15 protein-coding genes and 4 tRNA genes are annotated in these 13524 nt (G+C 50.7%); 13 read left to right on the top strand and 6 right to left on the bottom strand.

Going from position 1 to position 13524, the window contains the following annotated elements; translation table 11 throughout:
- Positions 1-33: 33 nt before the first annotated feature.
- The 10 genes from acpS to Q7T66_RS11905 all read left to right on the top strand — a co-directional run bounded on the left by acpS (position 34) and on the right by Q7T66_RS11905 (position 5644).
- The gene (gene acpS, locus Q7T66_RS11950) at positions 34-426 is read left to right on the top strand and encodes a holo-ACP synthase (protein WP_304933765.1); all 393 of its coding nucleotides are present in this window, start codon (positions 34-36) and stop codon (positions 424-426) included.
- Positions 423-1481 (top strand): beta-N-acetylhexosaminidase, encoded by a 1059-nt coding sequence (nagZ, locus tag Q7T66_RS11945; RefSeq protein ID WP_304933542.1) that lies wholly within the window; start codon positions 423-425, stop codon positions 1479-1481. Before acpS ends, nagZ begins: the two co-directional genes overlap by 4 nt.
- Before the next feature lie 40 nt (positions 1482-1521).
- Positions 1522-3378, top strand: a complete 1857-nt coding sequence (gene uvrC, locus Q7T66_RS11940; protein ID WP_304933541.1) for an excinuclease ABC subunit UvrC — start codon at positions 1522-1524, stop codon at positions 3376-3378.
- A gap of 59 nt (positions 3379-3437) precedes the next feature.
- On the top strand, positions 3438-4019 hold the full coding sequence (gene pgsA / locus Q7T66_RS11935) for a CDP-diacylglycerol--glycerol-3-phosphate 3-phosphatidyltransferase (RefSeq protein WP_304933540.1): 582 nt from the start codon (positions 3438-3440) through the stop codon (positions 4017-4019).
- A gap of 63 nt (positions 4020-4082) precedes the next feature.
- Positions 4083-4158, top strand: a tRNA-Gly gene (locus Q7T66_RS11930).
- Positions 4159-4263: 105 nt separating this feature from the next.
- A tRNA-Gly gene (locus Q7T66_RS11925) sits at positions 4264-4339 on the top strand.
- Positions 4340-4483: 144 nt separating this feature from the next.
- Positions 4484-4557 (top strand) — tRNA-Cys (locus Q7T66_RS11920).
- Between the two features lie 101 nt (positions 4558-4658).
- Positions 4659-4744, top strand: a tRNA-Leu gene (locus Q7T66_RS11915).
- A gap of 5 nt (positions 4745-4749) precedes the next feature.
- A complete protein-coding gene (locus tag Q7T66_RS11910) occupies positions 4750-5172 on the top strand; it encodes a DUF1178 family protein (protein WP_304933539.1) in 423 nt (140 codons plus the stop codon).
- A gap of 16 nt (positions 5173-5188) precedes the next feature.
- On the top strand, positions 5189-5644 hold the full coding sequence (locus Q7T66_RS11905) for a MaoC family dehydratase (protein WP_304933538.1): 456 nt from the start codon (positions 5189-5191) through the stop codon (positions 5642-5644).
- 63 nt (positions 5645-5707) lie between these two features.
- Here the strand turns inward: Q7T66_RS11905 and Q7T66_RS11900 are convergent, their stop codons facing one another.
- The 5 genes from Q7T66_RS11900 to Q7T66_RS11880 all read right to left on the bottom strand — a co-directional run bounded on the left by Q7T66_RS11900 (position 5708) and on the right by Q7T66_RS11880 (position 9902).
- Positions 5708-6400 (bottom strand): glutathione binding-like protein, encoded by a 693-nt coding sequence (locus Q7T66_RS11900; protein ID WP_304933764.1) that lies wholly within the window; start codon positions 6398-6400, stop codon positions 5708-5710.
- Between the two features lie 168 nt (positions 6401-6568).
- Positions 6569-7273, bottom strand: a complete 705-nt coding sequence (locus Q7T66_RS11895) for a histidine phosphatase family protein (protein WP_304933537.1) — start codon at positions 7271-7273, stop codon at positions 6569-6571.
- Positions 7270-8049, bottom strand: a complete 780-nt coding sequence (locus tag Q7T66_RS11890; RefSeq protein ID WP_304933536.1) for an oxepin-CoA hydrolase, alternative type — start codon at positions 8047-8049, stop codon at positions 7270-7272. Before Q7T66_RS11890 ends, Q7T66_RS11895 begins: the two co-directional genes overlap by 4 nt.
- Before the next feature lie 153 nt (positions 8050-8202).
- The gene (locus Q7T66_RS11885) at positions 8203-9378 is read right to left on the bottom strand and encodes a pyridoxal phosphate-dependent aminotransferase (protein ID WP_304933535.1); all 1176 of its coding nucleotides are present in this window, start codon (positions 9376-9378) and stop codon (positions 8203-8205) included.
- A 23-nt stretch (positions 9379-9401) separates the two neighbouring features.
- Positions 9402-9902 carry a putative toxin-antitoxin system toxin component, PIN family gene (locus Q7T66_RS11880; RefSeq protein ID WP_370691650.1) on the bottom strand — a complete coding sequence of 167 codons (501 nt, stop codon included), beginning with the start codon at positions 9900-9902 and terminating at the stop codon, positions 9402-9404.
- A 55-nt stretch (positions 9903-9957) separates the two neighbouring features.
- Here Q7T66_RS11880 and yaaA point away from each other — a divergent pair, with 55 nt between their 5' ends.
- Positions 9958-10734: a peroxide stress protein YaaA gene (gene yaaA, locus Q7T66_RS11875; protein ID WP_304933534.1), complete on the top strand. Its 777-nt coding sequence runs from the start codon at positions 9958-9960 to the stop codon at positions 10732-10734.
- Between the two features lie 57 nt (positions 10735-10791).
- Here yaaA and Q7T66_RS11870 read toward each other — a convergent pair whose 3' ends face one another.
- Positions 10792-11592: an outer membrane protein assembly factor BamD gene (locus tag Q7T66_RS11870; protein ID WP_304933533.1), complete on the bottom strand. Its 801-nt coding sequence runs from the start codon at positions 11590-11592 to the stop codon at positions 10792-10794.
- 44 nt (positions 11593-11636) lie between these two features.
- Here Q7T66_RS11870 and Q7T66_RS11865 point away from each other — a divergent pair, with 44 nt between their 5' ends.
- A complete protein-coding gene (locus tag Q7T66_RS11865) occupies positions 11637-12665 on the top strand; it encodes an RluA family pseudouridine synthase (protein ID WP_370691646.1) in 1029 nt (342 codons plus the stop codon).
- Between the two features lie 90 nt (positions 12666-12755).
- Positions 12756-13508: a peptidoglycan editing factor PgeF gene (gene pgeF, locus Q7T66_RS11860; RefSeq protein WP_304933532.1), complete on the top strand. Its 753-nt coding sequence runs from the start codon at positions 12756-12758 to the stop codon at positions 13506-13508.
- Positions 13509-13524 lie beyond the last annotated feature (16 nt).

Genomic DNA, 13524 nt, shown 5'->3' with positions numbered 1-13524 from the left:
TGAATGGATTGCAAAAATGAATGGGTTACAAAAGTGATTTACGGCGTCGGCACCGACATCATGAAGATAGATCGCATCGCCGCTGCACTTGAGCGCCACGGTGATCGCTTTGCCGAACGCATACTCGGTGTCGAAGAACTGGAAAAATATCATCGACGCAAAGCCAAAGTGGCTGCACGGGGTTTACGTTTTCTGGCGACGCGCTTTGCGGCCAAAGAAGCATTTTCAAAAGCGATAGGTTTGGGCATACGCATGCCTATGACCTGGCGTTCGGCGCAAATTTTGAATGCGCCCAGTGGCAAGCCCATAGTCGTAACCAGCGGCAAGCTGGCAGAGTATATGGAATTGAATGGACTGACCGCGCAAGTCTCGATTACAGATGAAGTCGAGTACGCGGTTGCTTTTGTGATTGTGGAGAAAAAATGAACGCAGTGGTTTCTAAAAATTCCGATGGTTTTGGTCCTGTCATGTTGGACGTGGTTGGCACGGAATTAACAGCCGACGACATCCGTAGAATTCAACATCCGTTGACGGGTGGCGTGATCCTGTTTGCGCGCAACTACAAGAACCGAGCACAACTGACGGCGTTAACTGCAGCGATACATGCAGCACGTCCAGGCATCGTGATAGCCGTTGATCATGAAGGCGGTCGTGTCCAGCGTTTCAAAACAGATGGCTTTACGCATTTGCCAGCGATGCGCAAGTTGGGTGCCTTGTGGGACAAGGATGTTTTGGCTGCGACTAAAGCGGCGACCGATGTCGGTTATGTACTTGCAGCAGAATTACGCGCATGTGGTGTCGACTTGTCGTTCACGCCTGTGCTCGATCTCGATTACGGCGAATCAGGTGTAATCGGCGATCGCGCTTTTCATCGCGATGCACGTGTAGTCAGTTTGCTGGCGAAGAGTTTGAATCATGGTTTGATGCTGGCGGACATGCTCAATTGCGGCAAACATTTTCCAGGTCACGGCTTTGTCAAAGCAGATTCACATCTGGAAATCCCCGTTGATGAACGCGAGCTGAAAGAGATTCTTGCTGAAGATGCTGCGCCTTACGATTGGCTTGGTTTGAGTCTCGCTGGCGTGATGCCGGCGCATGTTATCTATCCGAAAGTAGACAAACATCCAGCCGGTTTTTCACGCAAATGGTTGACCATGTTGCGAAAGGATTTCGGCTTTGACGGCATTATCTTCAGCGACGATTTGAGCATGGAAGGCGCAAGTGTCGCAGGCAACGTAATTGACGGCGCACACGCAGCATTGGCCGCCGGTTGCGATATGGTTTTGATTTGTAACTCACCAGACAAAGCCGATCAATTATTGGCTGGCTTGAAGATCAAGGATGCTAAAGCCATGCAAAAATCCGCCGCGCGTATCGCAGCATTGACGCCGCAAGCATCAGCTTTGGCGTGGGATGACCTGCAAAAAGAAGCTCGCTACATCGCGGCCAAGAAAGCGGCATTGTCGCTGGCTGCAGGCTGATGATGTTTTTCGATTTTCGATAATCGGCAGGTAGCGCACCATGTCTGAAATTGAACCGCCAGATCCGCGTGCAGTCGTGCTGGAAACGGTAGCCAAGCTGCCGAATCTGCCGGGCGTGTATCGCTATTTCGATGCCGACAATAATCTGCTGTATGTCGGCAAGGCGCGCGACCTGAAGAAACGTGTCTCAAGCTATTTCCTGAAGAATCTCGCCAGTCCGCGTACCGCCTTGATGGTCGAAAAGATTTCGCGTCTGGAGACAACAGTTACACGCAGCGAAGCCGAAGCGCTGCTGCTTGAAAATAATTTGATCAAGACTTTGCAGCCGCGTTACAACATCCTGTTTCGCGATGACAAATCCTATCCCTATCTGAAAATCACCGGCCAGGAATTCCCACGCATGGCCTACTACCGCGGCGCGGTGGACAAAAAAAATCAGTACTTCGGTCCTTTCCCTAGCGGTTGGGCAGTCAAGGAGTCGATGCAGATTTTGCAGAAGGTGTTTTTGCTGCGCACCTGTGAAGATTCGGTATTCGCCAATCGCACACGCCCGTGTTTGCTGCATCAGATTCATCGTTGCAGCGGACCTTGCGTCAATTACATCACTCAAGAAGATTACGCATTGGACGTTGATAATGCGGCAAAATTTTTGCGTGGCCGGCAGACAGAAGTGCTGGAAGTTTTGCAGGCCAAGATGCTGAGCTTTGCCGAAGAACTGAAATTCGAGCAGGCAGCATTGGTACGTAATCAGATCAATGCCCTATCGCGCGTCTTGCATCAGCAAAGTATGGACACCGGCGGCGATGCGGATATCGACATCATTGCGGTGATCGTGCAGGGCGGTCGTGCATGCGTCAATTTGGCGATGGTGCGCGGCGGGCGACATTTGGGTGATCGCGCGTACTTCCCTACGCATGTCGATAACGTGCTGACGAATGCGGAAGAGTCGGTCGCGGCGGAAGTGATGAAGGCTTTTCTCGCGCAGCATTACATCGATAAATTCATCCCCGGCACATTGGTGCTGAACACCGAGTTTGATGAACCAGAATTGATGCTGGCGCTGATGGAACAATGCGGTCATCGCATCAATCTGGTATTTCAACCACAAGAGCCGCGGCGTCAGTGGCTGGAAATGGCGCAAAAGGGCGCAGAGATTTCACTCGCCCGTTTGTTGTCCGAACAGGGCTCGCAACAAACACGTACCCGCATGTTGGTCGATGCCTTGAAGATCGATGTGGAAGATATCGAAGCCTTTCGCGTGGAGTGTTTCGACATAAGTCACACGCAAGGCGAAGCAACGCAGGCTTCATGCGTGGTGTTCCATCATCACGCGATGCAGAATGGCGAGTATCGTCGTTACAACATCAACGACATTACGCCCGGCGATGATTACGCTGCAATGCGCCAAGTGCTGATGCGCCGTTATGAAAAAGTCGCGAATGGCGATGGCGTAATGCCTGAAGTCGTGTTGATCGATGGTGGTAAAGGCCAGGTGGAAATGGCACGTCAGGTATTCGTTGAGCTCGGGCTGGATATCAGTCTGATCGTCGGCGTGTCGAAAGGTGAAGGTCGCAAGGTTGGTCTGGAAACGCTGGTCTTTGTCGATGGCCGTCCTGCGCAGGAGTTGGGCAAGGAATCCGGTGCCTTGATGCTGATCGCACAAATACGCGATGAAGCGCATCGCTTCGCCATTACAGGCATGCGCGCAAAACGTGCCAAGGCGCGGCAGACTTCCCGCCTGGAAGAGATCGAAGGCATCGGTGCGAAACGGCGACAGAAGTTATTGGCCCGTTTTGGTGGCTTGCGCGGCGTGGTGGATGCCAGCGTTGAAGATTTATCATCGGTTGAAGGCATTTCTCGTCAATTGGCTGAAGACATTTACAGGCAATTGCATTAGATTACGGGTGCGCATGCAACGAGTGCATTGCGCACATTCATGAAAATGTAAAGTTTGATATGCCCTTCAATATCCCGATTCTTCTTACCTGGTTGCGCGTCGCGCTGATTCCGCTGATGGTGGGCGTGTTGTATCTGCCCGATTCATGGCTGGGACCGTTCGACAAGAGCCTTGCATCCACTGTGATTTTTATCGTCGCTGCATTGACCGACTGGATCGATGGCTTCTTGGCGCGCCGCTGGAATCAAACCTCCGCCTTCGGTGCTTTTCTCGATCCGGTTGCCGATAAATTAATGGTCGCTGGTGCCTTGCTGGTATTGATTGAATTTGGTCGCGTGAATGCAGTCATCGCTTTCATCATCATCGGCCGCGAGATCACGATTTCTGCCTTGCGTGAATGGATGGCGCAAATCGGTGCATCCAAATCGGTTGCCGTCAGTTCGATCGGCAAGATTAAAACCATCGCGCAAATGGTAGCGATTCCAATGTTGTTGTATTACGAAAATTTCTTCGGCATCGATACCCGCATCTGGGGCCAATGGCTGTTGTTAATCGCTGCGGTGCTGACTGTATGGTCTATGTTTTATTATTTACGCAAGGCGTGGCCTTTGATCAAGGAAAGCGCAGGGCATTTGCTGTAAGTTTGCGCTCCGGAGTGCTTGACAACGAAAGGCATTCCTCTATAATGTGCACCTGTTGTTGATGCGGGAGTAGCTCAGTTGGTAGAGCGCAACCTTGCCAAGGTTGAGGTCGAGAGTTCGAGACTCTTCTCCCGCTCCAGATTTTTAAAAGGGAGCTGATCCAGCTTCCTTTTTTATTGATTGAAATGAGGTCTGATTTCAATCAAGGTTTTACCGGTAGTAAATAGTAAATTCGGTCGTACATGCGGGAGTAGCTCAGTTGGTAGAGCGCAACCTTGCCAAGGTTGAGGTCGAGAGTTCGAGACTCTTCTCCCGCTCCAGATTTCTAAAAAAGGAAGCTGTTGAAGCTTCCTTTTTTATTCTTGAGCAGCATCAAGCTTAGTAAATAAGTTTGGCAATTCAGTTTTAGTGTTTCGTTTGTACCGCACAGTGGTTTTTTATTTCGCGGTACAATACGGACCCGTGGCGGGGTAGCAAAGTGGTTATGCAGCGGCCTGCAAAGCCGTTTACGCCGGTTCGATCCCGACCCCCGCCTCCAGTTTTTCCAAAAGCGCCGAGGGCGCTTTTATTTTGTTTCAGATATTGTTTTAGAGTTGTCCTTTTAAACGTGCTTTCAAATCGTGCGTTAATTATGAATATGCCCGGGTGGTGAAATCGGTAGACACAAGGGACTTAAAATCCCTCGCTTAATAGGCGTGCCGGTTCAAGTCCGGCCCCGGGCACCAAATTCATGAAAGTCTATAACCTCTGCTGTGAAACAGATCATCGCTTCGAAGGATGGTTTTCTTCCGAGGATGACTTCCTCACTCAGTCTTCGCAACATTTGATCGAATGCCCATTCTGCGGCAACCATGCGATCAAGCGTTTGCCTTCTTCTCCCCGTTTAAATATTTCCGGCGCAACTGCACCTGTGCATGACGATAGCCATCGCGCGCAGGATCAAATGATGCAATTCACGCATCGCGTGATTGCGAATACCGAAGACGTAGGTAATCAATTCGCCGAAGAAGCGCGTCGCATTCATTACAAGGAAGCATCTGAACGCGCCATTCGTGGCGTCGCAACTGTTGAAGAGCGCGCCGAATTGATCGACGAGGGAATTGATGTCGTATCCTTGCCCTTACCAAATCATTTGAAACAAGTGCTTCAGTAAATTGATCGGAAATGCTATGCGCCATATCGCATCGGTAGCTGATTTAAAGAATTTAGTCGGGCAGGAAGTCGCTGTATCCGACTGGATAAAAATCGATCAGGCGCGCATCAATATGTTTGCGCAAGCCAGCGGCGATCATCAGTGGATACACGTTGATGCCGAACGCTGCCGCCATGAGTCACCTTACGGAGCGCCGATTGCACATGGCTTTCTGACCTTGTCCTTGCTGCCAATGTTGTTGCAGTCTTCGATCACATTTCCGCCGTGTAAATTGGCAGTGAACTATGGTTTGAATCGCGTGCGTTTTCCGGCACCGGTGCAAGTGGATCAGCGCATACGTGCGCGCATGACATTGCAAACAGTCGAAGACATTGCCGGTGGCGTGCAGATGGTGTGGGACGTGACACTAGAGTGTGATGGCGTGGATAAGCCGGTGTGTGTTGCCGAGTTGATTTTGCGGCATTACTACTAAGTATTTCCATCAATTCAACGGACGTTTCTCTTGTATGAAAAACGTCCGCCGGTTTTATTCTAATCAGCGCTTCGCGTACTGCGTGGCGCCAAACAAAATTTCCTTGGCTTTATCATCTGCAATCGGTTTGCGTAAGTCGGTAAAAAGCGTGACGCCTTTTTTCACCGCAGGGCGTGCGTTGATGATGTCGAACCAGCGTTGCACGTTGGGATAATCCGATAATTCAATTCCCTGTTTCTCCCACGAGCGTAGCCACGGGAAAGTCGCGATGTCGGCGATCGTGTAAGTATCGCCAGTGAGATAAGCGTTGTCTGCCAGTTGTTTATCGATGACGCCGTACAGACGTTTTGCCTCGTTCGTGTAACGGTTGTAGGCGTAGTCGATTTTTTCAGGTGCATAAATGCGGAAGTGATGCGCCTGACCCAGCATGGGGCCCACGCCACCCATCTGAAACATCAACCACTGCAATGTCGTAAATTTTTCTCTATCAGTGGTGCCGAGAAATTTGCCAACTTTGCTGGCGAGATAAACCAGAATGGCGCCGGATTCAAATAAGGAAATTGGTTTGCCATCAGGGCCGTCGCTATCGACGATTGCAGGAATCTTGTTGTTCGGTGAGATAGCGAGAAACTCTTTTGTGAACTGATCGCCAGCACCAATATCGATGTGGTGTGTGCGATAAGGCAAGCCACATTCTTCCAGCATGATGTGGACTTTGTGGCCGTTAGGTGTCGCGGTGGAATAAACGTCGATCAATTTTTTCTCCTGAAATATGTTCATGCGCATACGCGAAATGTCTTCGCGATTTTTTTATGCGAATTTTCAATTATGAAGACATTCGAATTTTTCTGCTGTGGCTGGTCGATTAGGCTGCGATGCCCAAGGACTGTTTTGCGATGGATGATGTAAATGCAGAAGAGAGGATTACAGTCCGCGCGATTTACGATATTGATGCAGCACTTCTTCCATCGAGGTATATCGCGATTCATTCTGCAGTGGTAACAACGGTGCGTAATTGATGGTTTGCACCACCCAATCATTGCTGCGCTCACCGACATCCAGTACATTGATGCAGCCTGGCGACTGCTCCAAATTACCTAGAAACATGCGTTGGCCCGTGATGGCGTAAGACAGTACTGCGCGATTAACGCCACCATGTAGAACCAGCAAAATCGTATCCCACGATGTATCTGTGCGCAGTCTGTCGATGACGGGATGAATGCGGTCGATTAATTGACCTACGCTTTCGCCATCGAGAAATTTTTTGTGTTCTTCCGCCATGCATGAGAAGGCGCTGGTAAAGGCTTCTTCCAGATCGTCATCCAGAATATCTTCCAGCACGCCACCGCGTACTTCCTGGAATTCCGGCCATTGTTCGAGTTCGATTTGCTGGCCGGTTTCTGCGAGTACGCGCAATGCCGATTCAATCGTGCGCGGCAGGTTGGAGACGATGACACGGTCAAAAAGAATATTCTGATGCGCAAAAGCCTGACCAGCCGCACTGGTTTGCTTGCGACCTTTTTCATTCAATGGAACGTCGTCTGGTGGATAAGGACGGCCGTCCTCATCGAAGTAGGTCACGCTGCCATGACGCATTAGATAAACACGTCTTCTTTTCGCTGCAATCATTTGTAATGCGGTGTGCGTTTTTCCAGGAATGCGTTGATGCCTTCAAGTGAATCGCGATGATTCAGGCTATCGACAAAGTGCTGCTTCTCAACTTCAAAATGTTCTGATAATGAATGATCCCGTGCTTCACGCGACAGCGATTTGATGCGTTCCACTGCATTGCCGGAAAGTGCAGCCAGATCATCCGCCCATTGCAACGCATTGTCGAGTGCAGAACCATCTGTGACGATGCGATTGATTACGCCCAGGTCGTGTAGACGTGGTGCAAGAACCGGTTTGCCTTCCAGCATAATTTCAGTCGCCAATTGACGCGGAAGCATTTGACTAATGAACCATGACGCACCGCCGTCGGGTGTGAGGCCGACCTTGACGTAAGACATCGCAAACTTGCTGGAGCTGCCAGCGACGATTAAATCGCACGCCAGCGCGAGAGAAAAACCAGCACCGGCTGCAGCGCCTTCGACCGCTGCGATCACCGGCTTCGGGCAATCGCGTATGGCTTCTATCCAGCCACGCAAGCTATCGACAGCATCACTCTGATGGATTCGATCTTTTGCACGCAGCTCTAACAATGTATTGAGGTTGCCACCTGCGCAAAAGAAATTATCGGCGCCAGTCAGTATCACTGCTTTAATCGAGTCGTCCCGTTCAGCGGTTGAGAATGCTTCAATCGCAGCGGCGAACATATCCGGATGCAGCGCATTTTTTGCGCCTGGATTGGAGAGCGTAAGTATGAGTGTTGCTTCGTGGCGCGATGCCTGGATTTCAGCGGACATAAGGCTCTTCGTAAAGGGACGTTGTCAGGGAATATACAGTAAACGCCTTGTGCCGACACAAGCATCCATGCAGACATTAAGTCGGCTGCGCAAAATTTACATTCATCGATTACGCATCATCCAGAAAATTGCCATGCACAGCTCATGACTTCTTTAGACTTTTGCCAGTCTTGCCAATGCAGTTTTCAAGGTTTCTTCTTTTTTTGCAAAGCAAAAGCGGATGATGCCGGAGTTTTTTGCCTGCTCGTAAAAGGCGGAGACCGGTATCGCGGCGACGCCAATTTCTTTGGTGAGCCATTGCGCAAATTCAATTTCCGGCAAATCAGATATCTGACGATAATCGACGCATTGAAAATACGTGCCATCGGCTGGCAGTAACTTGAATCGTGTCGCTTGTAAGCCATCGCGAAACAGATCACGTTTGCGCTGATAGAAGCCGGGCAATTCAAGATAAGGACGCGCGTCAGCCATATAGTTTGCAATCGCATGCTGCATAGGCGCATTGACGGCAAACAATGAAAATTGATGCACCTTGCGGAATTCTGCAGTCAATGCGGCGGGCGCTGCAACATAGCCAACTTTCCATCCGGTGACGTGATAGGTTTTGCCAAAGCTGGAGACGACGAACGCACGCGCCGCTAATTCAGGATGACGACATACGGATTCATGCTGCTTGCCGTCGTAGACCATGTGCTCATAAACTTCGTCGGATAAAACCAGAATGTTTGTGCCGCGCACGATGTCAGCCAATTTTTGCAAATCTTGCTGCAACAATACTGAGCCAGTTGGATTGTGCGGTGAGTTGATCATGATCAAACGGGTGCGCGGGGTGATTGCTGCGGCGACCTTATCCCACGGCACGGCGTAACCAGCCTCGCTTAATTCCATTTGTACGCAGACCGGCTTGCCGCCTGCCAGCGTGATCGCCGGCAAATAACTGTCGAATGCAGGCTCGATCACAATCACTTCATCGCCAGCATGCACGCAACACTGAATTGCGGTCAGCAATGCTTGCGTCGCACCAGCCGTCACCGTGATCTCGTTGTTTGCATCGTATTTATTGCCGTACAAGTGCGCAATTTTGTGCGCGATCGCTGCGCGTAATGACGGCACGCCGGGCATCAATGCATATTGATTCAAACCATTTTTCATTGCTGCCGTGACGGCATCTATCAATGCTGGATCGCAATCGAAATCCGGAAAACCTTGTCCGAGATTAACCGCATTGTTCTCTGCTGCGAGCGCGGACATCAGAGAGAATATGGTGGTGCCGCTATGCGGCAACTTTGAATCTATAGCGGGCGTAAAGGCGAGTTTATTTGTCTGCATGGCTGGGCTTGTATGCGGCTAAGTTACGAGATCGCGGATGCATTCGACTCTGCCATTGCGATGGCCGCTAGCGTCCATGCATCGGGTGTCATGATGGAAAATAAGCCATCGCGCCGCGTTTTTCTGGCGAGTTTTAACAGCGCCTTATCTTTGGTAATCAAAACGTCCGCATTGATATCGCGCGATAACTCCAAAAACTTTTGATCGTCTTTATCTTTGCAAATCGGCAGCTTGAATGCCGCATCGTTCGCCTGTGGCATACCGGTGCAGCGTATCAATGCATCAAATTCGGCCGCGACTTCTACACGCGCTGCATCATCCAGTTTTAGATGCGGATAGCGCAGCACGATGCTCCATTCCATCCGGCAGTCATCACGCGTGATCGCTTCCACGCTGCCGTCTTTCAATGCTGCATGCAGTTGCGACCAACGCGGATCGCGGAACACGAACAAATCCAGGCAGACATTTGTATCGAGCACGATGCGCGTGACCATCTTTGGATTCTCGCTATTCGGATTCAGCATATTCGGGTTCACCATCTTAGGTATCATAGGCAAAATTATTTCGTCGGAACTGTACATGCTTATCGTTTTATCGCCTGCCAAAACACTTGATTATGAAACGCCCGCCACTACGGAGATCAGCACCAAACCTGATTTCATCAAGCGATCTGCAGAATTGATTTCTATCCTGCGCGAATATTCGCCGGATCAAATCGCCAGCTTGATGCATATCTCCGATCCTCTGGCCGCACTGAATGCTAATCGCTATGCCGAGTGGTCATCCAAATTTACGCTGAAAAATTCCAAGCAAGCCATGCTCGCATTTAACGGCGATGTGTATGAAGGATTGAACGCGGCCAGTTTGAATGACAAGCAACTCGCCTACACGCAATCGAATATACGCATTTTATCCGGCCTGTACGGCAGCTTGCGTCCTCTCGACTTGATGCAACCTTATCGCCTAGAGATGGGCACCAAACTTGCGAATCCTGCTGGTAAGGATTTGTACGCATTCTGGGGCGATACCGTTACTCATGCTCTGAACGAGGTGATAGCCGAACAAAAATCTTCTGCCTTGATCAACCTAGCGTCGGAAGAATACTTCAAAGTCGTCAAGCCGGCATTGTTGAATGTGCCTGTGATCACGCCAGTTTTTCAGGACTGGAAAAACGGCCAATACAAAATCATTTCGTTTTACGCCAAGCGCGCACGTGGTTTGATGGCGCGTTATGCTGCAGTGAAAGGGCTGGTACGCCCACAGGCTTTGAAAAGCTTCGATGTCGATGGTTACGCCTACGACGAAGCAACGTCAACCGAACGCTCTTGGGTTTTCAGAAGACGAATTAATAGTTAATCAATTAAAAAGCCTCGCTATGCGAGGCTTTTTAATGAGCTAATTACTTGCTCCGATTTAATTCCAGACTTGCCACCAAGGTACGTATTTCTTAGGCCCACCCGAGAAATAGACGCTGTTCGGGAAATTGGTTCTCAAGACGCGCTCTGCATCGTCGCGTAATTGCGGCAGGTCCAAGGCTTCGTATGATTTCATCATGACGTACAACGCACCTTCGGCTGCTGGAGCGCCAGGGTAGTTCTTGACGGCTGCTTGTGCACGATTTGCTGCGGCAAGGTAGGCGCCGCGACGATAGTAATAGTTGGCGACGTGAACATCGTATTGCGCCATCGCGTTGACCAGATAGGCCATGCGCGCTGTCGCATCAGGTGCATATTTGCTGTTTGGGAAACGTTCAGTCAACTGCTTGAATGCGTCGAAGGCTTCACGCGCTGCTTTCGGATCGCGTTCTGTTGGATCCTGGCTGGACACGAAGTCAAAGATGCTGACCTTGTCGTTAAAGTTAATCAGGCCGCGCAGGTAGTACATGTAATCCACATTCGGATGATCCGGATGCAGTTTGATGAAGCGCTCGACGGCGGCCAGCGCCTGTGGCTGATCACCTTGGCGATAGTAGGCGTAGGCGACTTCCATTTGCGCTTGTTGCGCATAAGTACCGAACGGATAGCGCGATTCGAGTTTTTCGAAGTGGCCGATTGCCTTGGTGAAGTCACCGGCATTCATCTCTTCGCGGGCCTCCGAGTATAATTTGGACGGCGACCAGTTTTTGGTCTCGTCAATTTGGTCCGGTGTGAGGCTACACGCGGACAACAGGAAAGCAAGAGAGATGTAAGTAAGTTTTAACATTTGTTTTTGCATGAGATTTTGCGAGGATACCGCCAGACAATGAACGATTATAGCCGATGGGACTTGCAGTGAACCCAACTGAAACACCGATTTTGAATAAAACGATGCCAGCCGCTGATTTGGACAGCATCGAAGAAGTTGATGGCGATGTCTTTGACGTCGCCCCGATAGAGCTTGAATTAACGCCAGAAGTCTGTGGCGTACGCTTGGACAAGGTACTTTCTACCCTTGTTCCGCAATACTCCCGCAGCCGCTTGCAGCAATGGATAGATGGCGGTCACGTCAATCTGGACGGCGAAGTGGCGCGTGCCAAAATGACCGTATATGGCGATGAAAAAGTCGTCATTTATCCACAACCAGCACCTGAAGACGAGGCTTTCAAGCCGGAGGCGATGGATTTGAAGATTGCGCATGAAGATGCTGCGATCCTAGTCTTGGACAAACCGTCTGGCCTCGTCGTGCATCCTGCCGCCGGTAACTGGTCGGGCACGATGTTGAACGGCTTGCTGCATTACATGCCGGCAATTTCCGGTGTGCCACGCGCAGGCATCGTCCATCGTTTGGATAAGGACACTACCGGCTTGATGGTCGTAGCGAAAACCCTGGTGGCGCATACGGATCTGGTGCGCCAATTGCAGGCGCGTACCGTCAAGCGTGAATATCTTGCCTTGGTCTGGGGTACGCCGAATGCGGCAGGGAAAATCGATGCTGCTATTGGCCGTCATTCGCGTGACCGCGTGAAAATGGCGGTTTCTGAAAACCTGACAGCGAAACCTGCTGTCACGCATTTCCAGCGTCTGGCAACCGGCATGCTGGATAGTCGTCCGGTCAGCTTGATGCTGTGCCAGTTGGAAACCGGACGCACACATCAAATTCGTGTGCACATGCAATCGATCGGTTTTGCGCTGGTGGGCGATGCCTTGTACGGCAAGCAGCATCTGACTACGGTGTTCCCGCGTCAGGCTTTGCATGCACGACGGTTGGGATTAATTCATCCTGTAACTGGCGAAGCTGTCGAATGGTCTGCTGAATTGCCGCAAGACTTTGCAGACCTGATTGCGCGTAGCGGCATCAAATCTTATTGATTTGTGTTTTATGAGGAGGTGCTTTTCATTAGGCACTTCCTGATCTACGCTGATTTTTCTTCTGATCTACATTCAAATTAAAACCTGACGATGGAAATCATACTGCCGCAATGGGGAAAAACTTTGCCATCGGTGCGCGCGCTGCAGACTACGCGTGCCTGTGGGAATAGTTTGTCACCGTATGACGATGGATCAGGTGGAAGTGGTTTGAATCTAGGCGTTCATGTCGGCGATACGATTGAACATGTGCAAAAGAATCGCGCGCAAATACGCAAATATTTTCCTAGCGAGCCGGCGTGGTTGACGCAGGTTCACGGCACGACGGTGATCGATGCCGCGCAAGTGACGGATGCACCGGATGCTGATGCCAGTTTTACGACGCAGCGCGGCGTGGTGTGCGCCATCATGACGGCTGATTGTTTGCCGGTGTTGTTTGCCGATGCAGAAGGACGAGTAGTGGGTGCTGCTCATGCAGGTTGGCGTGGTTTGGCTGGCGGCATATTGGAAAATACAGTTGCCGCCATGCGTGAAGCTGGTGCCGGCAATTTGCATGCTTGCTTAGGGCCGGCAATTGGCCCGCTTCACTTTGAAGTCGGTGAAGATGTTGTGCAGGTTTTCGTTGCGAAAGATGCTGCGATGGAGGCTGCGTTCAAACCGATAGACACACGTCCGGGAAAATACTTGGCGGATATTTACCAATTGGCGCGGCAGACGTTGGCGAAGGCCGGCGTCACGCAAGTCAGTGGGGGAAATTCTTGTACGGTGAGCGAGCCAGGAAAGTTTTATTCCTTTCGCCGCGATGGTGTGACTGGCCGTATGGGATCATTCATCTGGCTTGAGTAAGCTGAAGCAAAACTGC

It is taken from the genome of Herminiimonas sp., from assembly GCF_030655415.1.
Note: the sequence above shows the minus strand (reverse complement) of the source record. Positions and strands in the feature narration are given on the sequence as shown.

What these genes read in the sequence shown, in the direction of transcription:
- Q7T66_RS11880 (WP_370691650.1), bottom strand. Translation starts at nt 9,902, where the DNA reads ATGCTGAATCCGAATAGCGAGAATCCAAAGATGGTCACGCGCATCGTG.
- nagZ (WP_304933542.1), top strand. Translation starts at nt 423, where the DNA reads ATGAACGCAGTGGTTTCTAAAAATTCCGATGGTTTTGGTCCTGTCATG.
- Q7T66_RS11885 (WP_304933535.1), bottom strand. Translation starts at nt 9,378, where the DNA reads ATGCAGACAAATAAACTCGCCTTTACGCCCGCTATAGATTCAAAGTTG.
- Q7T66_RS11865 (WP_370691646.1), top strand. Translation starts at nt 11,637, where the DNA reads ATGGGACTTGCAGTGAACCCAACTGAAACACCGATTTTGAATAAAACG.
- Q7T66_RS11895 (WP_304933537.1), bottom strand. Translation starts at nt 7,273, where the DNA reads ATGATTGCAGCGAAAAGAAGACGTGTTTATCTAATGCGTCATGGCAGC.
- pgsA (WP_304933540.1), top strand. Translation starts at nt 3,438, where the DNA reads ATGCCCTTCAATATCCCGATTCTTCTTACCTGGTTGCGCGTCGCGCTG.
- Q7T66_RS11890 (WP_304933536.1), bottom strand. Translation starts at nt 8,049, where the DNA reads ATGTCCGCTGAAATCCAGGCATCGCGCCACGAAGCAACACTCATACTT.
- uvrC (WP_304933541.1), top strand. Translation starts at nt 1,522, where the DNA reads ATGTCTGAAATTGAACCGCCAGATCCGCGTGCAGTCGTGCTGGAAACG.
- Q7T66_RS11905 (WP_304933538.1), top strand. Translation starts at nt 5,189, where the DNA reads ATGCGCCATATCGCATCGGTAGCTGATTTAAAGAATTTAGTCGGGCAG.
- Q7T66_RS11870 (WP_304933533.1), bottom strand. Translation starts at nt 11,592, where the DNA reads ATGCAAAAACAAATGTTAAAACTTACTTACATCTCTCTTGCTTTCCTG.
- Q7T66_RS11910 (WP_304933539.1), top strand. Translation starts at nt 4,750, where the DNA reads ATGAAAGTCTATAACCTCTGCTGTGAAACAGATCATCGCTTCGAAGGA.
- yaaA (WP_304933534.1), top strand. Translation starts at nt 9,958, where the DNA reads ATGCTTATCGTTTTATCGCCTGCCAAAACACTTGATTATGAAACGCCC.
- pgeF (WP_304933532.1), top strand. Translation starts at nt 12,756, where the DNA reads ATGGAAATCATACTGCCGCAATGGGGAAAAACTTTGCCATCGGTGCGC.